Here is a 20,461-nt window from a genome sequence, read left to right as displayed (position 1 = left end):
GCCGTGGTGGCGTTGCATGGAAAAGGCGTCGCGCGCGGTTACGCCATTGGCCGCGCCGTAGTCATGGGTGCTGCGTCGCTGGAAGTGGCCCATTACCGGATAGCATCCGACGACGTCGCCGCCGAATGCGACCGCCTGACCCACGCCTTGGCGCGCGCCGAACAAGACCTGGTGCAAATTGTCGATACGCTGCCGTCCGATGCGCCGCGCGAACTGGGCGCCATGCTGAATGTGCATCGCCTGTTGATGGCCGATCCGTTGCTGGCTGAGCAGACGCGCGCACTGATCGCCGAGCGGCACTACAACGCCGAATGGGCCTTGGCCACGCAAGGGCAGATTCTGGGCGAGCAGTTCGATGCCATGGAAGACGAATACCTGCGTGAACGCGGGGCCGACGTCAGGCAGGTCATCGAGCGGGTGCTGCAGGTGTTGTCGGGCAGTGGCGCCATGCTTGCGGACGGCGTCGACCTCGACGGCAACGAGCCGCTGGTGGTCGTGGCACACGATATTTCGCCGGCCGACATGCTGCGCCTGCGGGGCGGACGCTTTGCCGCCTTCGTCACCGACCTGGGGGGGCCCACCTCGCATACCGCCATCGTGGCGCGCAGCATGGGGGTGCCGGCGGTCGTGGCGCTGGGCAATGTGCGCGACCTGGTGCGCGATGGCGATACGTTGGTCATCGACGGGGCCACGGGCGTGGTGCTCCTGAACCCCGCGCCGGCCATGCTGCAGGAATACCGCGGCCGGCAGGTGGCCTACGCCGCAGAGCGCGCCGAGCTGGCGCTGCTGCGCGACGAACCTGCCGTGACGCTCGACGGTATTGACATCGTTCTTAACGCCAATATCGAACTGCCCGACGAAGCCGCGGCGGCGGTGGCCGCCGGCGCCCAGGGCATCGGGCTGTTCCGAAGTGAATTTCTCTTCATGGGGCGGCAGTCGCTGCCGGACGAAGAGGAGCAGTACGAGGCCTATGCCTCGGTGGCACGCGTGATGGGTACACGCCCAGTAACCATACGCACGCTGGACATCGGCGCCGACAAAACCCTCGATGATGAGGCCACGGTGGCCACCAACCCCGCGCTGGGCCAGCGCGCCATCCGGTATTGCCTGGCGCGGCCGGAGATGTTCGCCACCCAGTTGCGGGCCATTCTGCGTGCCTCGGCGCATGGCAATGTGCGGCTGCTGCTGCCCATGGTCACGCACATGCACGAGGTCACGGCAGCGCTTGCCGCAATAGATTCCGCGCGCCGGGAACTCGATGCGCGCGGCCAGGCCTATGCCGAGCGCCTCGAGGTCGGGGCCATGGTCGAGGTGCCTGCCGTCGCGATAGCGATCGAACCCTTTGCCCAGGCCCTGGATTTCCTCTCGATCGGCACCAACGACCTCATCCAGTACACCCTGGCCATCGATCGCGGCGATCACGATGTCGCCGGCCTGTACGATCCCCTGCACCCGGCGGTACTGCGCCTGGTGGCCAATACCATCAACGCAGGCGCACGTTTGGGCAAGCCGGTGGCCGTCTGCGGTGAAATGGCGGGCGACGCACATCTCACGCGACTGCTGCTGGGTCTGGGGCTGACTGAATTCTCCATGCACCCGCAGCAATTGCTCGACGTGAAACGAGAGATCCGGCGCGCGCACAGCAACGAGTTGCGCGTCAAGGTGGCGTCGGCCCTGAACCGCGCCTTGCCCGTCGATCTCGATCTGCTCCACCAGGGCTGACCGCCGCCGCTCGAACTTCACGATGGCCCCGGTCGCACGGGCCGAGGTGGGCGATGCTTCGCAGCATCGCACGTTCGGGCCCTTGGGCTTGCCGGCGGCGACTATGGCAGCATCCCTGACGAACGGACACTGCGGCGTCACTCCGATTTGAAAGATGACGCCGTCTGCACAGGCCGACGCGGCCGGCGCCATTGATGCGCCTGCGCGTCCGGCGCCACCCGGACGTTGAGCTGACGGTACCCATCCTTGGCGGGCTTGCCGGAGTCGGGGTGCTATCCGGGGCGGGATGCCCGCGGCGTTCGGCCAGCGGGATATGCCCCCTGAGCTGCCTTTCATCGGCATGCTGCGTTGCACAATATTTTTTCTGCTGGTCGCAGCCCCGGCCGGCCGCCTTCGATAGAACCCGGATCTGTGCGTTAAATGCCACAAAATCCCTGATGCATCAATTAATGTTGTGTTGCAGCATCAACAGGTCTACGATGAGTGTGTGGTGCCCTTTCATTCTCTCAAGGAGCAGGTCATGGAAGATTCCACCAGCAGGGCCGCGAAACCGGGCCATCCGGAAAGTGGGGCGTCCAGTGCATGGCGCCTGATACAGTTGCGGGTCACCAGCTTCCTCGAAGCGGTGGGTGAAATACTGCGGGGCATGGACCACGCCAGGCAGGTGCATCCCACTATTTCGGCTTATCACGACCCGCACCGTTGATCTGGGCTTGCCCAGCCAGAACGAATGCCAGTCTCGCGACTGGCATTTTGTTATGTGCGCCTCGGGCGATAATGAGGTCCTTATCTGGAGGACCTGCATGTTAGTTATCGATACCGAAGGCACTCGTCGGGCCTTGACGTTTCCCGCCGTCATTCCCGCCTTGCGTGAAGCATTCCGTGCGGGGGCTGTTGTGCCGCCGCGCCATGTGCATGCCATTGAATCCGGGGGCGCTCAAGGCACGTCGCTGATCATGCCCGCCTGGAACGAGCAGGGCTATTTCGGCGTCAAGGTCATCAATATATTCCCGGACAACACCCGCCTGGGCCTGCCTGGCCTGCACGCAGCGTACACCTTGTACAGCGCGCGCACCGGCGTGCCGCTCGCGCAGGTCGATGGCGACGTGGTCACCGTCTATCGAACCGCCGGAGCCGCGGCCCTCGGCGCCTCGTATCTGGCGCGACAGGACGCCAAGGTCCTGCTCATCGTGGGCTCCGGGCGTATTGCAGGGCTGGTGGCCCATGCCATGCGCACGGTGCGGCCCATCGAAAAGGTGCTGGTCTGGAACGTGCGCGCTGCGGGCGCCCAGGCCCTCGCTGCGTCGCTCAACGAGCAGGGTTTCGACGCCCAGGCGATTGACAGTCTCGAGTCGGGCGTGCGCCAGGCCGACATCATCAGCTGCGCCACCTTGTCTACCGAACCCCTGGTTCGCGGCGAATGGCTGCAACCGGGCACTCACCTCGACCTAATCGGCAGCTTCAAGCCGGACATGAAGGAAACCGACCCGGCCTGCTTTGCCAATGCCGAGGTCTATGTGGACACCGAGGAAGCGCCAACGAAGTCCGGCGACCTGCTCGCCGCTTTCGAAGCGGGCGTGCTGTCGCCCGCTTCGATACGCGGGACGCTGACTGACCTGGTCACCGAACGGGCGCCGGGGCGCCGCGACGCCAGCGAGATCACGGTGTTCAAAGCGGTGGGCAGCGCACTGGAAGATCTGACCATGGCGGCGATGGTCTACGAAGCGAATCAGGGGCCCGCCAGCGGCGCGCCTGGGGCAAAATAGCGCCTTGCACGCCCGCCCTGCGGCTTTCTTCAACATTCTGCCGGACATCCCCATGCCCAATCCCGTGCTACGCCTGGCCGCAATTGCCGCCACCATTCTGCCGATGCTGTCCTGGTCGGCCCGTGCCGAAGTCGTTATCGGCGTCGATGTGTCGACCACCGGACCGGCTGCCGCCATAGGCATCCAGACCAATAACGCCCTGCGCCTTTGGCCCGCCACCCTGGGCGGGCAGCCGGCCCGCTACATCGTGCTGGATGACGGCACCGATGTCAGCCGTGCCGTCAAGAACATGCGCAAACTGACCTCGGAAGACAAGGTCGACGCGATTGTCGGCCCCAACATCACAGCCGCCGCGCTGGCGGGCCTGGACGTGCTGGCAGAAACAGGCACGCCCATGGTGGCCCTTGCGGCCTCGGCCGTCATTGTCGAGCCGGCCGATGATCCCAAGCGCCGCTGGGCATTCAAGATGCCGCAGAACGACTCGTTGATGGCCACCGCGCTGGTCGAAGACATGCGCAGCAAGGGCCTGAAGAAGGTCGCCTTCATCGGTTTCGCCGATTCGTATGGCGACAGCTGGTGGAGCGAGTTCAGCAAGGCGGCCGGCAACGACCTCGAACTCGTGGCGCACGAGCGCTTCCAGCGTAACGATGCGTCGGTGATGGGCCAGGTGCTCAAGGCCATGTCGGCCCAACCCGACGCAATCCTGATCGCCGGTTCCGGCACGCCTGCCGCCTTGCCGCAAAAGACGCTGGTCGAACGGGGCTACAAGGGCGCCATCTACCAGACACACGGAATCGGTACGCTCGAATTCCTGCAGGTGGGCGGAAAAGATGTAGAGGGCACTTTGTTCCCCACCGGGCCGGGAGTGGTCGCCCGTGAACTGCCTGACAGCAACCCCGTGAAGCAGGTGGCCGTTGAGTTCGCGGACAAATATGAAGCGCAATATGGCGCCAACACGCTGACTCAGTTTGCCGGCGATGCCTACGGCGCCTGGATGCTGCTCGATTCGGCCGTGGGCCGTGCCCTGAAGACCGGCGCGACGCCTGGCACTCCGGAATTCCGTGCCGCGCTGCGCGACGCGCTCGAAACCACACAGGATCTGGTGGTGCCGAACGGCGTGTTCAATATCTCGAAAACCGATCACCAGGGCTTCGATGAACGCGCCCGCGTGATGGGCGTCATTCGTAATGGCCGCTTTTCCTACGCACAGTAACAAATTTTGAAGGGCGCGGGCATGCAAGCCCGCCGCCCACGCCCGTTACACGTGATCAGCCGCGAGGCAGGCCATCGGCCTGCCTTTTTTGTCGCCATATGGTTTGTGTTGAAATGATTGATTGACGTACTATTTCGCGTGAATTGGTTTTGTACATAACTATCTTCAAAGGGAGTCGCGCATGGGACGCATACTGGGCACGATGAAATGGGCCGTCATGGCACTGAGTCTGGGGTTGATGGCGGCATGCTCGGATTCGGGATCTGAAGACCCGGCGGCCAAGGCGGGAGCCAGCGCGCCGCCCGCTACTGCCCAGAGCACGCTGGAGGCCGCCAAGGCAGCCGGCAAGATCCGCATCGGCTACGCCAACGAGGCGCCTTATGCGTATATGGACAGCGCCGAAAACCGCATTACCGGCGAAGCGGTCGAAATTGCGCGCGTGGTGCTCAAACGCATGGGCATCGATGAAGTGGAAGGGGTACTGACGGAATTTGGTTCGTTGATACCGGGGCTTCAGGCCAAACGCTTCGACATCATTGCGGCGGGTATGTATGTAACCCCGGAACGCTGCCAACAGGCCGCATTTTCGAATCCGACCTATGGTGTGGGCGAATCATTCCTGGTGCAGAAGGGCAACCCAAAGGGCCTGCACAGCTATGAAGACGTGGCCAAGCAGGACGGTGTGCGCCTGGGCGTGGTGGTGGGCGCCATCGAAAGCGAATATGCCCGCAAGATGGACATCCCGACCGACCGCGTCGTGGTGTTCCCGGACGTGGTGAGTGCGCTTTCCGGCGTCCAGGCGGGGCGGGCGGATGCCTATGCCGCCACGGCAATGACAGTCAACGACCTGATGAAGAAATCCGCCACGGGCGACCTGGAGAAGGCCGAGCCCTTCACCGATCCCGTCATCGACGGCAAGAGTGTGCGAGGTTATGGAGCATTTGCCTTCCGCAAGGACGACCAGGCCTTCGTCGACGCCTTCAACGCCGAACTCGCCAAGTTCATCGGGACGGAAGAGCACGCCAAGCTGGTCGAGCCGTTCGGTTTCACGGAGACGGAGCTGCCCGGCGATATCACGGCGGCGAAGTTGTGCGCGGCGAATGGCCAGTAAGGCATGGCGATCTCGATAGAAGGGATGGCCGGGCTGCTGCCGCCCTTGCTGGACGGCCTGTCGATGACGCTGCGCATCACTGTCGGTGCCGCGGTGTTGGCCGTGCCGCTGGCCCTGGCGGCGGGGCTGGCGCGGCTGTCGCCGCATCGGTGGGTCAGCTGGCCCGCGCTGGCGTACGTCGAGGTGTTCCGCGGCACTTCGGCGCTGGTGCAGTTGTTCTGGTTCTATTATGTATTGCCGCTGTTCGGCCTGAAGCTTCCGGCGGTGACGGTGGGCATTGTGGTGCTGGCCGCCAACGCGGGGGCCTACGGCGCTGAAGTCGTGCGGGGCGCCATCGTGGCTGTCGCCTCGGGGCAGCGAGAGGCGGCGGTGGCGCTGAACATGACCTCTGCGCAGATCATGCGGCGCATCGTCCTGCCGCAGGCCTTTCCGGCCATGCTGCCGCCTACCGGCAATCTGCTGATCGAGCTGCTGAAGAACACTGCGCTGGTCTCGCTGATTACGATCACCGATCTGACTTTCCGTGGACAGATGCTGCGCGCCGAGACATTGCGCACCACAGAAATCTTTGTGCTGCTGCTGGTGTTGTACTTTGCCGTGGCGCTGGTGATCACGATGGGCATCCGCCTGCTCGAGCGGAGGTTCCGGGTCCGATGAATCCTATCTTCGATTGGGCTTTTGCCTGGGAAATCCTGCCCGCGCTGGGTTCTGCGCTGATCATCACTGTGCAGGCCACCTTGCTGGGCATGCTGCTCGCCGTGGTTCTTGGCCTCGTGCTGGCCATGCTGAGACGCGTGCGGCTTCGCTGGATATCGGCGCCGGTCGCGCTGCTGATCGAGTTCGTGCGCAGCACGCCCCTGCTGGTGCAGATGTACTTTCTGTTCTATGTGCTGCCGCAAAGCGGGGTGCAGATGTCACCGCTGGCCACGGGCATTCTTGCCCTCGGCGTGCATTATGCGGCCTATTGCGCGGAAGTCTTCCGGGCGGGCATCGAATCCGTGCCACGTGGTCAGCTGGAAGCTGCAACGGCGCTGAACATGTCACCCTGGCGCACGGCGGTGGGCGTGCTTCTGCCGCAGGCCATTCCGCCGGTGGTGCCGGCGCTCGGCAATTATCTGGTGGCCATGTTCAAGGACACGCCGCTGCTGTCGGCCATTACGGTGGTCGAGCTGCTGCAGCAGAGCAAGATCATAGGATCGGCCACCTTCCGCTATACCGAGCCATTGACGCTGGTAGGCGTGCTGTTCCTGGTATTGAGCCTGGGCGCCGCATGGAGCGTACGCCGCCTCGAGGCCTGGTTGAAACAATTCGGAGGCTCGCGATGAGCTCAAGCATACGCCTGAAGAACTTGTGCAAACGCTATGGGGAAATCGAGGTGCTGCGCGGCATCAATCTTGAAATTCCCGCCGGGCAGACGGTGTCGGTGATCGGCCCGTCGGGGTCCGGCAAATCGACGCTGCTGCGCTTGCTGATGACGCTTGATCGCCCCAGCAGCGGCGAGATCCTCATCGACGATGAATCGATGTGGGTCGACGCGCAGGGGCGCACCGCCGGCCCGAACTCGGCCCACGTCCGGCGCGTGCGCGGCAAGATAGGCATGGTCTTCCAGCACTTCAACCTTTTTCCGCACAAGACCGCGATGGGCAATGTAATGGAAGCGCCCATGTACGTCGCGGGCCTGACCCGCAACGAGGCCGCGCAGCGCGCCCGCGAATACCTGGAACTGGTGGGGCTGGGTGACAAGCTGGACGCGTATCCCGCGCAATTGTCGGGCGGTCAGAAGCAGCGTGTGGGCATCGCGCGCGCCCTGGCGATGCGTCCGGAAATCATGTTGTTCGACGAAGTGACTTCGGCACTGGATCCGGAACTTGTCGGCGGAATCCTGCAGATTCTGCGCGACCTGGCCGCCCAACGCACCATGACCATGATCATCGTGACCCACCAGATGGGGTTCGCCGAACGCAGCTCGGATCGGACGTTGTTCTTTGACCAGGGCAATGTTGTCGAAGACGCCGAATCCAGCGTGCTGTTCTCGAACCCCCGGGAAGAGCGCACCCGGCAATTCCTGCAGACCGTGATCGAAGCCGCCTAGCGGCCGCGGGGGCTCGGCTGAACCCCCACGGCCGGGCGACCTGACAGCTCGCCCGGGCCGCCGCGCCAGATGGAACGGGACGCGCGGGGGCTCTTGCCTCGCCTCAGCGCAAGCCGGTGCGGCGGCCGGTCTAACGCGCTTGGCTGTAAGCCTGCCCCAGGCCGCCATGCAAGGCTTCGGCAAAGTCGGCCCGGTTGGGATCCAGGCCGGCCATCAGGCGGGCAAGCACTACATTGTCTTCTTCGCCCTGCCATATCTTGACGTAGGTGCCCGCCTTATAGCCGTTTTCCTGGCGGAAGATGTTCAGCACATTCTTCGAGACGTATTGGGTGAACGCATCGTTCCAGGTCAATCCGCAGCGCGCCATGGCGCATTCCAGCGTTTTATAGCTGGCGCGGCCGCATACCGCGAGGCCGCCGATGAGCTCGAGCAATTGCGGCACATCGAGTTCATCCAGCGCGTACGCGTTTCCGTCCAGCACGATGGCGTCCGGGGCATTCAGGTCGGCGACCAGCAGCAGGGCGGCATCGGCGGCCGAACCTTTCGCGGTCACGAGGGTGTGCGACAGATAAAAGTGCAGGATGTCGATCAGTTCCATCTGCACTTGGGGCAGGTCGATGGTCTGTTTTTTCCACCACTTCCACCCATAGTGTTCAAGCGCTTCGGCCGACTCGACGAATGCGGCCCGCAGGAAGCGGGCGCCGCCTTCGACCCACTGGGGGTTGATGATGCTGTTGAGGCGGTCCTGCAGTTTCAGCATGGTTGCCGCCTGGGCTTCGGTCAGTCCGGCCGGGATCTCGCTCACGTGTGCTCCGCAATGTCAGTTGGCGTGTCGCCAGGGGTCGGAAATGTTAGCACTTGGGCGCCTTCAGGCCCGGCGCTTGTCGGGCGGCAGCGTGGACAGGGGCGGCAGCGTGGGTAACGGGCTGCGCTGCTGGCCGGCGCGCAGACGGCTGCCGGCCTTGAAGAGCATGAAGGCGCAGATGGCCAGGAAGATCGCCGGGACCAGGTCGCCGAATTCGATAGGGTCGAACTCCAGCGCGTACATGAGCAGGCGCACCGCATGCCACAGCGCAAAGGCGCCAGCGACGGTGAGGCCCAGGGCGATGCGCCGTTGGGCGGTGCGGCCGGCCAGGGTGGCGGGTGCAGGTCGAGCATCCGCGTCGCCGGGCGCCGGCGCGGTCGGGACGGAAGCGCCCAACATCCCGGGAGGGGCAGGGCGCGCGCGCCGACCGCGGCTGCCTCGGCCCTTCTGCGAGGTTAAGACCTGCCCGGGGGAGCCCGCCTGCCGGTTCAGGTTCTCGATATAGCGTACGAAATCGCCGTCTTCGGGTTCGCCATCGATGGCCATGGGTTGCTTTCCTGGAAGAATGTTGTTGCGCGAGGCGCCGCCGGGCCTGCATGAAACCATCCTGGCCGATGCGGTATCTTAACGCCTGCCCGCGCCGCCCAGTTCGCGCCGTCACCGCGGGGCCGCCATCCCCTCTATAGAAGTTCACCACAAGCATATGGATTCCTTGACACAAGCGGTGCTCGGCGCCGGCATCCAGGGCACGTTGCTGGGACGCTACCAGGGCCGCAAAGCCTTGCTGTATGGCGGTTTGCTGGCCACTTTGCCCGACCTCGACGTGCTGATGCGCTATCCCGATCCGGTATCGCTCTTTACCTACCATCGCGGTTTTTCGCATTCTGTTTTTGTGTTGACGGCGCTGGCCGCTGTCCTGGCCTGGCTGACTCGAAGAAAGTGGCCGCAGGCCCCCTACAGCGGGCGGCGATTGTTTCTGACGCTTTTCCTGGTATTGCTGACTCATCCGATACTGGATGCGTTCACGGTGTACGGCACGCAGTTGTTCTGGCCCTGGCCCAGCATTCCGGAAAGCTGGTCGGCCGTATTCATCATCGACCCGGTCTACACACTGCCGCTGACGATAGCCGTACTCACGGCCGCCATAGCCGGCTGCACGGCCCGGGTGCGCCGGGTCGTGGCGGCCATGCTGGTGTTGACCACTGCCTACCTGGGCGTGTCGCTGGCGGGGCGCTGGCACGCCGAGCACCGGGTCGAGCAGGCGCTGCGGCAGCAAGGGGTAGAGCTCACGGCGGTCCTGGCCACCCCCATGCCCTTCAATACGCTGTTGTGGCGAGTCATCGCGAAAGACGGGCATGGCCAGTATTTCGAGGCGGTGAGCGGCTGGCTCGATCGGGATCCGCCCGAGATGCTGGCTTTGCCGCTGAATCTTGAGCAGGGGCAGGTTCTCGATGGCGTCGCACTGCACGAGCGGCTGCGATGGTTCACGGCCGACTGGCTGCGCTATGACGTATTTGGCAATGTGCTGGTGGTGACGGACCTGCGCATGGGTGTCGCCGGCCACTACACCTTCCGCTTCGTCATGGCCGAACGCGACGAGCAGGGAGTCTGGCGGGCCGTGACGCCGCGCCGTTGGCCCAGCGCGCGAGGCGGCTGGCCGCAGATGCAACAAGTGCTGGCAAGAATCGTTGACAGCGCGACGCCGCTGCCGCTGGCCGAATGGTCGGCAGAAGCCCTGCGCGTCGATCCCGCGCCGTAGCGCGGGTCGGGCCACGCTAAATGCTTATGCCGGGTTCGTGCTTGATGGTCTGCATCACGATGTGGGTGTAGAACGCCTGGACATTGTCGTCGCACTCGAAGAGCCGCTCGGCCAGCGCCAGGTAGTCGTCCATGTCGCGCACGTGCGCGATCAGTACGCAGCTGACGTCGCCCGTCACCATATAGCATTGGGTCACCGTGGCTTCCCTGCGCACGCGCGCCAGGAATTCCTGACGGTGCACCGATCCGTGGCGGGCGAATTCGACGGTCACAATGGCTGAAAGGCCATGCGCCACCCTGGCGGGGTCGACCACCGCCACGATGCGGCGGATGACGCCTTGCTTCTTGAGCCGTTCCACGCGGCGCAGACAGGCCGAGGGTGACAGGCCGATGCGCGCGGCCAGCGCCGCGTTCGAAAGATCGGCGTCGCGCTGCAGCTGGGCCAATATGCGGTGATCGAGCGCATCCAGGGTCATGGCGGCGAGAAATTGTGTCTGTACGGCAAGTTAGCACAATAAATGTGCGTCCTGCGCAATGTAATGCAAGCCTATTTCGTTGCGCCTGGTCTATGCTGGCGCCTGCGGATTTCCGCTTTCAACCCCGGATGTAGTCGTGCCCTATCTTGTCAATCTGTTCCGCCGCAGCCGTCATCTTTTCCTGGTTCTGGTCAAGGTCATGCTGCCTGTCATGGTGCTGGTTCAGCTGGGGCAGTGGCTGGGCTGGGTCGACGCCCTGGGCCGGCTGATTGCACCGGCCATGGCCCTGGTCGATCTGCCGCCCGAGGCGGGCATGATCTGGGTCGCGGGCATGTGCGTAGGCGTGTACGGCGCCATCGCCGCCATGATCAGCCTGGCTCCTCAGCTCGACTTCACGGTGGCGCAATTGAGCGTGCTGTGCGCGATGGTGCTGTTTGCGCACGGGCTGCCGGTGGAGCAAGCCATTGTGCGCCGCGCCGGTGCCAGCTTCTGGGGCACTGCCGCATTGCGCGTCGGCGCGGCCGTCCTGTACGCGGCCATTGTCGCGTGGGCCTGCCGTTGGGGCGGCTGGTTGCAGGATCCGGTGTCATTGGGCTGGCTCCAAGGCTCGGCCCTCGAAAGCGATCCAGGTGCGGGCGGCGTACTGGGGTGGCTGCGCAGCACGGCCGTATCGCTGCTTTTCACCTATGGCGTCATTGTTGCGTTGCTGGTTTTGCTGGACATCTTCGAACGTGTCGGCCTGACTCGCGCCATCACCGCGATGCTGATGCCGTTGCTGCGGGTGTCGGGCCTGGACGCCCGCGTGGCCCCCGTGACCACGGTCGGTGTCCTGCTGGGCCTGAGCTACGGCGGCGCGCTCATCATCGAAGAAGCGGACAAGAACCAGTTGCCGGCCCGTACCCGATTCCTGGCCCTGGCCTGGATCTCGCTTTCGCATTCATTGATCGAAGACACCGCGTTGCTGCTGACGCTGGGCGCCGATATCTGGATCATTCTCGTGGGTCGAGTCATCCTGACGCTGGCAATCGTGGCGCTGCTGGCCAGGCTGATCAAGGGGGGCGGTCCGGCCGACGCGAGGCTCAGTCCCGCTGCGGGCTGAGGCCGGTCCGGCCGCCGCCTTCAGGGCAGACGTGCCGCGATCTCGGCGATCAGGCGGCGGGCCACCTCCAGCTTGGAGCCTGCGGGCAGCGGATGGGTGCCCTGGGCGTCGAACAGCACCAGTTCGGTGGTGTCGGCGTCCATCACCTTGTGGGCCAGGTTGCCCACCAGCAGGGGAATGCCCTTGCGCAGCCGTTTGGCTTCGGCGTGTTCGGCCAGCTTCTCGGTCTCGGCAGCAAAGCCCACGCACCACGGACCATTGGGCAGTTTCGCGACCTCGGCCAGGATGTCAGGATTGGGTTCGAATTCCATGACCGGGGCGCCGCCGCCTTCAGAGGTCTTCTTCAACTTCTGCGTGCTGACGTTCTTGACGCGCCAGTCGGCCACGGCGGCGACGGCGATGAAGACGTCGGCGTCGTGCGCATTGGCCATGACGGCATCATGCATCTGGCGCGCGGTCGTGACGGGCAGGGCAGTCACCCCTCGAGGAATCGCCAGCGCCGTCGCTCCGGTGACGAGCGTGACCCGCGCGCCGGCTTCGCGCGCGGCGCGAGCCAGTGAATATCCCGTCTTGCCGGACGAACGATTGCTCAGGACGCGCACCGGGTCTACCGGCTCGGATGTGGGTCCGGCAGTCAGCAGCAGGTGCCGGCCGGCGAGCACTTTGGGTTGGAAGAAAGCCACCAGGTCGGCCAGCAGTTCGTGCGCTTCCAGCATGCGGCCATCGCCGGTTTCACCGCAAGCCTGCTCCCCCGATGCCGGCCCCAGCACTGCGACGCCGTCGGCGCGCAATTGGGCCACGTTGCGCTGCGTGGCCGGATTCGCCCACATCTCGCGATTCATGGCGGGCGCCACCAGAAGGGGACAGGCGCGTGCCAGGCATAGTGTGGAGAGCAGGTCGTCGGCCATGCCGTGTACCAGCTTGGCCATGAAGTCGGCGCTTGCAGGCGCCACCAGCACGGCATCTGCCCCCCGGGTGAGCTCGATATGCGCCATGTTGTTGCCGACGCGCGCGTCCCAGGCATCCAGATACACCGGCCGCCCGGACAAGGCCTGCATGGTGACCGGCGTGATGAAATGCGTGGCGGCCTCGGTCATGACGACGTCGACGACGGCCCCTTGTTCGGTCAGGCGGCGAACGAGTTCGGCGATCTTATAGCAGGCGATGCCGCCGGTCAGGCCGAGAACAATGCGTTTACGTGCAAGATCGAGCATGGCGGGCCGGCGCGGAGGCGCCGTCAGTCGGAGCGGTGAAGGAAATGTGGCAATTTTAAGCGCTGCGCGGGCGGCGTGCGCGCAGCAGCTCGTCAAGCACCAGCAGCACGGCGCCGCAGGTGATGCAGATGTCGGCCACGTTGAACGCGGGGTAGTACCAGTCGTTCCAGTAGAAAAGCAGGAAATCGACGACGTGGCCATAGGCCATGCGGTCGATTACGTTGCCCAGCGCACCCCCCAGGATGAGGGTGAGCGCCAGGCAAAAGCGCGGCTGGTCGCGATGGCGACGCAGCAGCCATACGATCACCACGGCCGCCACGATGCCCAGCGCTGTGAAGAACCATCGTTGCCAGCCGGGCTGGTCCGCCAGGAAACTGAACGCCGCCCCGCGGTTGTACATCAGCGTGAAGTCGAATATCGGCAGCACGTTCAGACGCTCGCCGTAGTCGAAAGCGGCGTCGAAATACAGCTTGGTGAGCTGGTCCAGAACGATGATGACGGCCGCCAGCGCAAGCCAGCGTCCGATGCCGCGCACCGGGCGGGCGGCGCCGGACGTAGGGCCGGCCGGGGTGCCTGCCATGGCGTCAGGCCTTGTCACGCGCTTCACCCGCGCCGAACAGGTTGCTCACGCAGCGGCCGCAGATGTCGGGATTCTCGGCATCTGCACCCACGTCGAGTCGCCAGTGCCAGCAGCGTTCGCACTTCTTGTGGGCGGACGGGGCAATTTCCACGCGCAGTTCTCCCGCGCCAGCGTGCACCGTGGCGCGCGAGACGATGAGCACGAAGCGCAGGTCGTCGCCCAGGCTCTGCAGCAGCGCGAGATCGTCCCCGTCGGCGTACAGGTCCACTTCGGCCTGCAGCGAGGATCCGATGCCGCCATCCGTGCGCACTTCTTCGAGCTTGCGCTGCACCTCGGCGCGTATGGCGCGCAGGCGGGCCCATCTCGAGACCAGGGCATCGGGATCGGCGTCGGGCGGCAGCGTGTGATAGACCTCGGTGAAGATCGTGACGCGCGCCACATCGGCCTGATGCTGAAGGGCCGAATCGGCCAGCGTCTTCCAGGCTTCCTCGGCGGTAAACGACAGGATCGGTGCCATCAGCTTCAGCAGCGCCTGCGTGATGTCCAGCAATGCCGTCTGGGCGGACCGGCGGGCCAGACTGCCGGCCGCCGTCGTGTACAGGCGGTCTTTGAGGATATCCAGGTAGAAGGCCCCGAGGTCCTCTGAGCAGAATGTCTGCAGCCGCGACACCGCCGGATGGAAGTCGTAGCGCTCGTAGTGGGCCAGCACGTCGGTCTGCATCTGCGCCGTCATCGCCAGGGCGTAACGGTCGATCTCGAACAGCTCGCCATAGGGGACCGAATGGTTCACTGCATCGAAATCGGCCAGGTTCGCCAGCAGGAAACGCAGGGTGTTGCGGATGCGTCGATAGCCTTCCACCACCCGCTTGAGAATCTCGTCGGAGATCGACAGCTCGCCCGAGTAATCGGTGGAAGCGACCCACAGGCGCAGGATCTCGGCGCCAAGAGAGTCGGACACCTTCTGGGGGGCGATGACGTTGCCGACCGACTTGCTCATCTTGCGGCCTTGCCCGTCGACCACGAAGCCGTGCGTCAGCAATGCCTTGTAAGGGGGCTGGCCGTACAGCATGCAGCCAGTCAGCAGCGAAGAGTGGAACCAGCCGCGATGCTGGTCCGAGCCTTCCAGGTAGAGGTCGGCCGGCCAGGCCAGTTCGGCGCCATGCGAACCGCCCAGCACCTGGTCCTTGCCGCCCAGAACGGTGGCGTGGGTCGTGCCCGAATCGAACCACACGTCGAGCGTGTCGCGGTTCTTTACGTAGTCGTCGGCTTCGTCGCCCAGCAGCTCGCGCGGGTCGAGCGATTGCCAGGCTTCGATGCCATGTTGTTCCACGCGCTGGGCCACCTGTTCGAGCAGCTCGGCCGTACGAGGATGCAACGCACCGGTTTCCTTGTGCACGAAGAAGGCCATGGGAACGCCCCATTGACGCTGCCGCGACAGGGTCCAGTCGGGCCGATTGGCGATCATGGAGTGCAGGCGAGCGCGACCCCAGGCGGGATAGAACGCCGTGGCATCGATGCCCGCGAGGGCGGATTCCCGCAGCGAGGGGCCGCCGTCCGCCGGCTTGACATCCATGCCGGCGAACCACTGGCTGGTTGCGCGGTAGATCACCGGGGTCTTGTGGCGCCAGCAATGCATGTAGCTGTGCGAAAGTTTCTGCACATGCATCAGCGAGCCCGCAGCCTTGAGGGTCTCGACGATACGGGGATTGGCATCCCAGATGCTCAGGCCGCCGAAGAGCGGGAGGCTGTCCGCGTACTTGCCGTCGCCCAGCACCGGGTTGAGGATGTCATCGTCGGCCAGCCCGTGGGCCTTGCACGAAACGAAGTCTTCTATGCCATAGGCGGGCGCCGAATGCACGATGCCGGTACCGGCGTCGAGGGTGACGTAGTCGCCCAGGTAGATGGGCGAGGTGCGCGCGTAGCCGGCATCGGCGTGTGCCAAGGGATGGTGGAAGGTCAGGCCCGACAGCGCCGCGCCCGGGGCGGTGGCGACCACTTCGCCCTGCAGGCCCCAGGCCTGCAGGCAGGTCTCGATGCGTTCGCGGGCCAGCAGCAGCAATGGGCCGTGCGCGGGCGCCGGCGACACCCGCACCAGGGCGTACTCGAGCTCGGGGTGCACATTCAGCGCCTGGTTGGCCGGAATCGTCCACGGTGTGGTGGTCCAGATCACGGCGGCCCCGTCGTCCACCGCATCGAGCCCGAAGGCCGCGGCCAGGCGCGCCTTGTCGGCGAACGGGAACGCCACGTCCACGGCCGGATCGACACGGTCGGCGTACTCGACCTCGGCCTCGGCCAACGCCGATCCGCAGTCAAAGCACCAGTTCACCGGCTTCAAGCCGCGAAACACGTAGCCTTTCTGCAGAATGGCGCCCAGCGCACGGATTTCGTTCGCTTCATTGGCGTGGTTCATGGTCAGGTAGGGCCGATCCCATTCACCGAGCACGCCGAGGCGTTTGAAGTCTTTACGCTGGCGGTCGATCTGCTCGAGCGCATAGGCGCGCGCCTTGGCCTGGACCTCGGTCACGGGCAGGTGCTTGCCGTGCTTCTTTTCGATCTGGATCTCGATGGGCATGCCGTGGCAGTCCCAGCCCGGCACGTAATGCGCATCGTAGCCGGCCATGTTGCGGCTCTTGACGATGATGTCTTTCAGGATCTTGTTGACCGCGTGCCCGATATGGATGTCGCCGTTCGCGTAAGGCGGGCCGTCATGCAGCACGAACCGCGGCCGTCCACGGCTGGCCGCGCGGATGGCCTGGTACACGCGGTTTTCTTCCCACTGGGCAACCCAGGCTGGTTCGCGCTTGGCGAGATCCCCCCGCATCGGGAAGGCGGTATCGGGCAGGTTGAGGGTTTTTTTATAGTCCATGAACGGCAAAATAGGCGCGCGCGTTTCGCGCGTCTTCGGCGATGGCGGCAGTCAGGGAAGGGAGATCAGGAAATTTTTCTTCGTCCCGCAATTTGTGCAGGAATTCGACACGCACGAGTTTACCGTATGCGTCGGCGGGCCCATCCAGCAGGTGGGATTCGAGCAGCACGCGTCCGTGGTCTTCCACCGTGGGACGCACGCCCAGGCTGGCCACACCCGGCCGCGGGCCTTCGCCCAGGCCGTGCACCCGCACTACGTAGATGCCCGAACGCGCGGCGCAGCGGGGGGCCACGCGCAGATTCAGCGTGGGATACCCAAGCGTGCGGCCCAGTTTCTGGCCGTGGATCACGTGCCCGCTGATCTGGAACGGCCGGCCCAGCAGGTCCTGGGCGCGAGCCAGATCGCCGACGGCCAGCGCGGTGCGGACTTCGGAGCTGGACACCCGATGGCCGTGCTGGTCGGTGATGTCGGCCAGCGTCTGCACCTCGAAGCCATGCACCATGCCCGCCTCGCGCAGCAGGTCGATGTCGCCGCTGCGCTTGCGCCCGAACCGGAAGTCTTCGCCCACCAGCAGCCAGCGCGTCTGCAGGCCCGTGACCAGCAGGTCTTCGATAAAGGAATTGGCGGACATTTCGGCCAGGCGCGCATCGAATCGTTCGATCACGACCTGCGCCATGCCCTGGCACGCCAGGGCTTCGAGTTTGTCCCGCAGGCCCGAGATTCGCGTGGGAGCGAGCTCGGGCCGCTGATTGAGCGTGGCGAAGTACTCGCGAGGATGCGGCTCGAACGTCATGACGCCGGGTACCAGGCCGCGGTCGCGCGCCGCCTGCCGCACGCGCGCAAGAATGGCCTGGTGCCCGCGATGCACGCCATCGAAGTTGCCGATGGTCAGGGCGCAGGGCAACCGCCGGCCGGGGGGCGGGGCGGAGCGATAAAAGTGCAGCGAGGTTTTCACGACCGAGAGTTTACAATTTTGGGTTGGCTTGCCTTTGGAATATCTCATCTTGCCTGAATCGTCACCCTCTAAGCGCCGCCTGGTCATCCTGATTTCCGGTCGGGGCAGCAACATGCAAGCGCTGGTCCGGGCCTGTCGCGACCAGGCGTGGCCGGCCTCGGTCTGCGCGGTCATCGCCAGCAGGCCCGACGCCGCCGGTCTGCAGTGGGCGCGCGAGCAGGGCATCGCTACCGGCGCGCTGTACCATAAAGACTTTCCCAGCCGCGAAGCTTTCGACACTGCGCTGGCCAGCGAAATCGACCAGCACCAGCCCGACTACGTACTGCTGGCCGGTTTCATGCGCGTGCTGACTCCCGCCTTCGTCAACCATTACGCGGGCAGGCTGGTGAACATCCACCCGTCGCTGCTGCCCATGTTCCCGGGCTTGCATACGCATGCGCAGGCTTTGGCCACCGGTGTGCGCCTGCATGGGTGCACGGTGCATTTTGTCACCCCCGTGCTCGATCACGGGCCTATCATCGCGCAGGGCTGCGTGCCGGTATTGGCCGGCGACACACCCGACACACTCGCGCAACGCGTGCTGCAGGTCGAGCACCAGGCCTATCCCGCTGCGGCGCGGTGGCTGGCCGAAGGTCGCGTACGGCTGACGCCCGACCAACGGGTCGAGGTCGACGGCGAGCCGAAACGTCTATTCACGGGATGCGGGCTGGACTGACCCCCGCATCTTTTGCAGTCTTACCGGCCCGCGCGCAGGCGCGCAGGCCTCCATTGGAAGCACCATGAGCAAGAATTCCGTTTCCCGGCCCCGCGCAGGGTCGTCATCCACGCAGCGGCCCCCGCGTGGCGGACAAGGCCGCGCACCTGAGCGACGCGCGGCTGAGCCCGGGGCATGGCAGCCACGCATGCCGCCCGCCGCCATACGCATCGATCAGGTCCACCGTGTGCTTGGCGAAATCCTGCAATGGCGCTACCCGGCGGACGCGGTGCTGTCGCACTGGTTCCGCGCCCATCCGGCACTGGGGGGGCGCGACCGTGGTGAAGTCGCCGAAGCGGTCTACGACGTCTTGCGGAATTTGCGCCGCTACCGGCAGCTGGCTGAAAGCGGCAGCGGGGCGGCTTCGCGGCGCCTGGCCATCCTGGGCCTGGCGGCCACGCGCGGGGTCGAGGCCCTGTCCGATGGCCTGGCGGCCGACGAAGACGAATGGCTGCGCCGGGTGGGGCGCATCGACCCCGCCACGCTGCCGCGCGCGGTACGCGCCAGCATGCCCGATTGGCTTGACGAACGCCTGGGTCGCCTCGAGGCTGCCGAGCAACTGATGGCCTCCCTCAACCGGCCGGCTCCGCTCGATCTCCGCGTCAATCCGATGAAAGCCGACCGCGACGCCGCTTTGGCCGCGCTGGTAGACAGCCCGGCCGCCCGCTACGATCCGCGGCCCACGCCGCATTCGCCGTGGGGTATACGGCTGGCCGGGCGGCCCGCCGTGAACCGCTGGCCGCAATTCGAGAATGGAAGCATCGAAGTGCAGGACGAGGGCAGCCAGCTGCTGGCACTGCTGGTCGGTCCCCGGCGCGGCGAGATGATCATCGATTTCTGCGCCGGCGCGGGCGGCAAGACCCTGCTGCTGGGCGCACTCATGCGCTCCACCGGCCGCCTGTATGCTTTCGATGTCTCTGCGGCGCGCCTGGCGCGCGCCAAGCCGCGCTTCGCGCGCAGCGGCCTGTCCAACGTGGTGCCCGTTGCGATCGACAGCGAAAACGACGCCCGCGTGAAACGTCTGGCGGGCAAGGCGCAGCGAGTTCTGGTCGACGCGCCTTGCAGCGGTATTGGCACACTGCGACGGAATCCCGACCTGAAGTGGCGGCAGCATCCCGAGGCATTGGCCGAATTGTGCGTCCTGCAGGAGCGCATACTCAAAAGCGCGGCGCGCTGCGTAGCCCCTGGCGGCAGGCTGGTGTATGCCACTTGCAGCCTGCTTGAAGAAGAGAACGAGGCCCAGGTGACGCGCTTCCTGGCGGCGCATCCCGATTTCGAACTTATCGACGCGGCGGCATTGCTGCAGGCGCGCTGCGCCGAACTCGACCTCGAGGGCCCGTACGTGCAGCTGCGCCCGGACCTGCATGGCACCGATGGATTTTTCGCCGCCGTTTTCGAGCGCAGGAAGCCGGCGGCAAGGCAGGATTCCACTGACGCTCAGGGCGCCGTCGGTACTCTCGAAGCCGACCCTGCAGCGGGGCCGGAGGCGGGCTGCCTTGCCGAATCCAGCGATGCGAAAACCGACGCCCCCGGGTCCCTTGAACCCTCAGGCGATTCATTGCAAGACCCTGACCCGTCAGTGGGGCGCGAGCCGTAGCCTTAGTCGGAACCGCCGGGCGTGACTTGCACCGTTGCGTCCACGCGCTGCGCCGGGGCGCCCCGCGTCTGGTATCGCACCTCCCAGGCGAGGGCATCGGTGCCCGGCCGCAGGGCGCGATAGCGCACCTGCACAACCGGCGCCGTCATGGTTGCGCAGCGGCCCCCGACCTGCACGGCCTGGCGCTCCACCCGCACGACCGTGATGCGTCCCAATGCGGGTCGGTCGATCACGGTTACCCGGGGCGGCGGTAGCGCGCGGCATCCCTGCGTCTGAATCTCGTAATACGTCGCCAACGGCAGTTCCTGACCGGCGTTCACGCGCGTGCTCAGGCCCGCGGCTTGCGTGGCTGTAACGCACAGACATGAGAAGAAAAAGGGCCACATGGTGCGGTGGGCTGAGCGCAGTATCATAGGTAACCGGTCCATGCGACGCTCGGCGAAATGGCCTTCA

20 protein-coding genes are annotated in these 20,461 nt (G+C 65.4%); 12 read left to right on the top strand and 8 right to left on the bottom strand.

Annotated features, from left to right (window positions below; genetic code table 11):
• Positions 1-12: 12 nt before the first annotated feature.
• The 8 genes from ptsP (at position 13) to ehuA (ending at position 7,904) form a co-directional block, all read left to right on the top strand.
• Complete coding sequence (ptsP, locus tag ACV17W_RS04990) at positions 13-1,722, top strand: phosphoenolpyruvate--protein phosphotransferase (protein WP_462596464.1); 1,710 nt, start codon at positions 13-15, stop codon at positions 1,720-1,722.
• Positions 1,723-2,242: 520 nt separating this feature from the next.
• A complete protein-coding gene (locus tag ACV17W_RS04985) occupies positions 2,243-2,428 on the top strand; it encodes an XRE family transcriptional regulator (protein WP_462595336.1) in 186 nt (61 codons plus the stop codon).
• A gap of 97 nt (positions 2,429-2,525) precedes the next feature.
• A complete protein-coding gene (gene lhpI, locus ACV17W_RS04980; RefSeq protein ID WP_462595335.1) occupies positions 2,526-3,488 on the top strand; it encodes a bifunctional Delta(1)-pyrroline-2-carboxylate/Delta(1)-piperideine-2-carboxylate reductase in 963 nt (320 codons plus the stop codon).
• Between the two features lie 52 nt (positions 3,489-3,540).
• Positions 3,541-4,701: an ABC transporter substrate-binding protein gene (locus ACV17W_RS04975; RefSeq protein WP_462595334.1), complete on the top strand. Its 1,161-nt coding sequence runs from the start codon at positions 3,541-3,543 to the stop codon at positions 4,699-4,701.
• 181 nt (positions 4,702-4,882) lie between these two features.
• Positions 4,883-5,812, top strand: coding sequence for an ectoine/hydroxyectoine ABC transporter substrate-binding protein EhuB (gene ehuB / locus ACV17W_RS04970; RefSeq protein ID WP_462595333.1), 930 nt, complete (start codon positions 4,883-4,885; stop codon positions 5,810-5,812).
• A 3-nt stretch (positions 5,813-5,815) separates the two neighbouring features.
• Complete coding sequence (gene ehuC / locus ACV17W_RS04965) at positions 5,816-6,469, top strand: ectoine/hydroxyectoine ABC transporter permease subunit EhuC (protein WP_462595332.1); 654 nt, start codon at positions 5,816-5,818, stop codon at positions 6,467-6,469.
• On the top strand, positions 6,466-7,137 hold the full coding sequence (gene ehuD / locus ACV17W_RS04960) for an ectoine/hydroxyectoine ABC transporter permease subunit EhuD (RefSeq protein WP_462595331.1): 672 nt from the start codon (positions 6,466-6,468) through the stop codon (positions 7,135-7,137). The genes ehuC and ehuD overlap by 4 nt, the downstream gene beginning before the upstream one ends.
• Complete coding sequence (gene ehuA / locus ACV17W_RS04955; protein WP_462595330.1) at positions 7,134-7,904, top strand: ectoine/hydroxyectoine ABC transporter ATP-binding protein EhuA; 771 nt, start codon at positions 7,134-7,136, stop codon at positions 7,902-7,904. The genes ehuD and ehuA overlap by 4 nt, the downstream gene beginning before the upstream one ends.
• Positions 7,905-8,034: 130 nt before the next feature.
• Here the strand turns inward: ehuA and ACV17W_RS04950 are convergent, their stop codons facing one another.
• Together ACV17W_RS04950 and ACV17W_RS04945 are read right to left on the bottom strand one after the other, a co-directional pair.
• On the bottom strand, positions 8,035-8,664 hold the full coding sequence (locus ACV17W_RS04950; protein WP_462596463.1) for a dUTP diphosphatase: 630 nt from the start codon (positions 8,662-8,664) through the stop codon (positions 8,035-8,037).
• 108 nt (positions 8,665-8,772) lie between these two features.
• A complete protein-coding gene (locus tag ACV17W_RS04945) occupies positions 8,773-9,255 on the bottom strand; it encodes a hypothetical protein (protein WP_462595329.1) in 483 nt (160 codons plus the stop codon).
• Positions 9,256-9,412: 157 nt separating this feature from the next.
• Between ACV17W_RS04945 and ACV17W_RS04940 the strand changes: the two genes are divergently transcribed.
• On the top strand, positions 9,413-10,468 hold the full coding sequence (locus ACV17W_RS04940; protein ID WP_462595328.1) for a metal-dependent hydrolase: 1,056 nt from the start codon (positions 9,413-9,415) through the stop codon (positions 10,466-10,468).
• 16 nt (positions 10,469-10,484) lie between these two features.
• On the opposite strand, the gene ACV17W_RS04935 is transcribed toward ACV17W_RS04940, so the two are convergent.
• On the bottom strand, positions 10,485-10,943 hold the full coding sequence (locus ACV17W_RS04935) for an Lrp/AsnC family transcriptional regulator (RefSeq protein WP_462595327.1): 459 nt from the start codon (positions 10,941-10,943) through the stop codon (positions 10,485-10,487).
• A 136-nt stretch (positions 10,944-11,079) separates the two neighbouring features.
• Here ACV17W_RS04935 and ACV17W_RS04930 point away from each other — a divergent pair, with 136 nt between their 5' ends.
• Positions 11,080-12,042, top strand: a complete 963-nt coding sequence (locus ACV17W_RS04930) for a hypothetical protein (RefSeq protein ID WP_462595326.1) — start codon at positions 11,080-11,082, stop codon at positions 12,040-12,042.
• A gap of 20 nt (positions 12,043-12,062) precedes the next feature.
• On the opposite strand, the gene coaBC is transcribed toward ACV17W_RS04930, so the two are convergent.
• The 4 genes from coaBC to ACV17W_RS04910 are packed head-to-tail and all read right to left on the bottom strand — an operon-like array spanning position 12,063 to position 17,657.
• The gene (gene coaBC / locus ACV17W_RS04925) at positions 12,063-13,256 is read right to left on the bottom strand and encodes a bifunctional phosphopantothenoylcysteine decarboxylase/phosphopantothenate--cysteine ligase CoaBC (RefSeq protein WP_462595325.1); all 1,194 of its coding nucleotides are present in this window, start codon (positions 13,254-13,256) and stop codon (positions 12,063-12,065) included.
• A gap of 55 nt (positions 13,257-13,311) precedes the next feature.
• Positions 13,312-13,836: a signal peptidase II gene (gene lspA / locus ACV17W_RS04920; RefSeq protein WP_462595324.1), complete on the bottom strand. Its 525-nt coding sequence runs from the start codon at positions 13,834-13,836 to the stop codon at positions 13,312-13,314.
• A gap of 4 nt (positions 13,837-13,840) precedes the next feature.
• Complete coding sequence (ileS, locus tag ACV17W_RS04915; RefSeq protein ID WP_462595323.1) at positions 13,841-16,702, bottom strand: isoleucine--tRNA ligase; 2,862 nt, start codon at positions 16,700-16,702, stop codon at positions 13,841-13,843.
• Positions 16,692-17,657 (bottom strand): bifunctional riboflavin kinase/FAD synthetase, encoded by a 966-nt coding sequence (locus ACV17W_RS04910; RefSeq protein WP_462595322.1) that lies wholly within the window; start codon positions 17,655-17,657, stop codon positions 16,692-16,694. Before ACV17W_RS04910 ends, ileS begins: the two co-directional genes overlap by 11 nt.
• Before the next feature lie 112 nt (positions 17,658-17,769).
• Between ACV17W_RS04910 and purN the strand changes: the two genes are divergently transcribed.
• Both purN and ACV17W_RS04900 read left to right on the top strand, forming a co-directional pair.
• A complete protein-coding gene (gene purN, locus ACV17W_RS04905) occupies positions 17,770-18,372 on the top strand; it encodes a phosphoribosylglycinamide formyltransferase (RefSeq protein WP_462596462.1) in 603 nt (200 codons plus the stop codon).
• A gap of 226 nt (positions 18,373-18,598) precedes the next feature.
• A complete protein-coding gene (locus tag ACV17W_RS04900) occupies positions 18,599-20,008 on the top strand; it encodes an RsmB/NOP family class I SAM-dependent RNA methyltransferase (protein ID WP_462596461.1) in 1,410 nt (469 codons plus the stop codon).
• Between the two features lie 2 nt (positions 20,009-20,010).
• Here ACV17W_RS04900 and ACV17W_RS04895 read toward each other — a convergent pair whose 3' ends face one another.
• On the bottom strand, positions 20,011-20,436 hold the full coding sequence (locus ACV17W_RS04895) for a hypothetical protein (RefSeq protein WP_462595321.1): 426 nt from the start codon (positions 20,434-20,436) through the stop codon (positions 20,011-20,013).
• Between the last annotated feature and the right edge of the window lie 25 nt (positions 20,437-20,461).

Source organism: Bordetella sp. MIP270_01_BMS (genome assembly GCF_054958705.1).
This window is presented reverse-complemented; position numbering and strand designations above follow the sequence as displayed.

What these genes read in the sequence shown, in the direction of transcription:
- ehuD (WP_462595331.1), top strand. Translation starts at nt 6,466, where the DNA reads ATGAATCCTATCTTCGATTGGGCTTTTGCCTGGGAAATCCTGCCCGCG.
- lspA (WP_462595324.1), bottom strand. Translation starts at nt 13,836, where the DNA reads ATGGCAGGCACCCCGGCCGGCCCTACGTCCGGCGCCGCCCGCCCGGTG.
- lhpI (WP_462595335.1), top strand. Translation starts at nt 2,526, where the DNA reads ATGTTAGTTATCGATACCGAAGGCACTCGTCGGGCCTTGACGTTTCCC.
- ACV17W_RS04950 (WP_462596463.1), bottom strand. Translation starts at nt 8,664, where the DNA reads ATGCTGAAACTGCAGGACCGCCTCAACAGCATCATCAACCCCCAGTGG.
- ehuC (WP_462595332.1), top strand. Translation starts at nt 5,816, where the DNA reads ATGGCGATCTCGATAGAAGGGATGGCCGGGCTGCTGCCGCCCTTGCTG.
- ACV17W_RS04975 (WP_462595334.1), top strand. Translation starts at nt 3,541, where the DNA reads ATGCCCAATCCCGTGCTACGCCTGGCCGCAATTGCCGCCACCATTCTG.
- coaBC (WP_462595325.1), bottom strand. Translation starts at nt 13,256, where the DNA reads ATGCTCGATCTTGCACGTAAACGCATTGTTCTCGGCCTGACCGGCGGC.
- ehuA (WP_462595330.1), top strand. Translation starts at nt 7,134, where the DNA reads ATGAGCTCAAGCATACGCCTGAAGAACTTGTGCAAACGCTATGGGGAA.
- purN (WP_462596462.1), top strand. Translation starts at nt 17,770, where the DNA reads ATGCAAGCGCTGGTCCGGGCCTGTCGCGACCAGGCGTGGCCGGCCTCG.
- ACV17W_RS04935 (WP_462595327.1), bottom strand. Translation starts at nt 10,943, where the DNA reads ATGACCCTGGATGCGCTCGATCACCGCATATTGGCCCAGCTGCAGCGC.
- ileS (WP_462595323.1), bottom strand. Translation starts at nt 16,702, where the DNA reads ATGGACTATAAAAAAACCCTCAACCTGCCCGATACCGCCTTCCCGATG.
- ehuB (WP_462595333.1), top strand. Translation starts at nt 4,883, where the DNA reads ATGGGACGCATACTGGGCACGATGAAATGGGCCGTCATGGCACTGAGT.
- ACV17W_RS04945 (WP_462595329.1), bottom strand. Translation starts at nt 9,255, where the DNA reads ATGGCCATCGATGGCGAACCCGAAGACGGCGATTTCGTACGCTATATC.
- ACV17W_RS04985 (WP_462595336.1), top strand. Translation starts at nt 2,243, where the DNA reads ATGGAAGATTCCACCAGCAGGGCCGCGAAACCGGGCCATCCGGAAAGT.
- ACV17W_RS04895 (WP_462595321.1), bottom strand. Translation starts at nt 20,436, where the DNA reads ATGGACCGGTTACCTATGATACTGCGCTCAGCCCACCGCACCATGTGG.
- ACV17W_RS04940 (WP_462595328.1), top strand. Translation starts at nt 9,413, where the DNA reads ATGGATTCCTTGACACAAGCGGTGCTCGGCGCCGGCATCCAGGGCACG.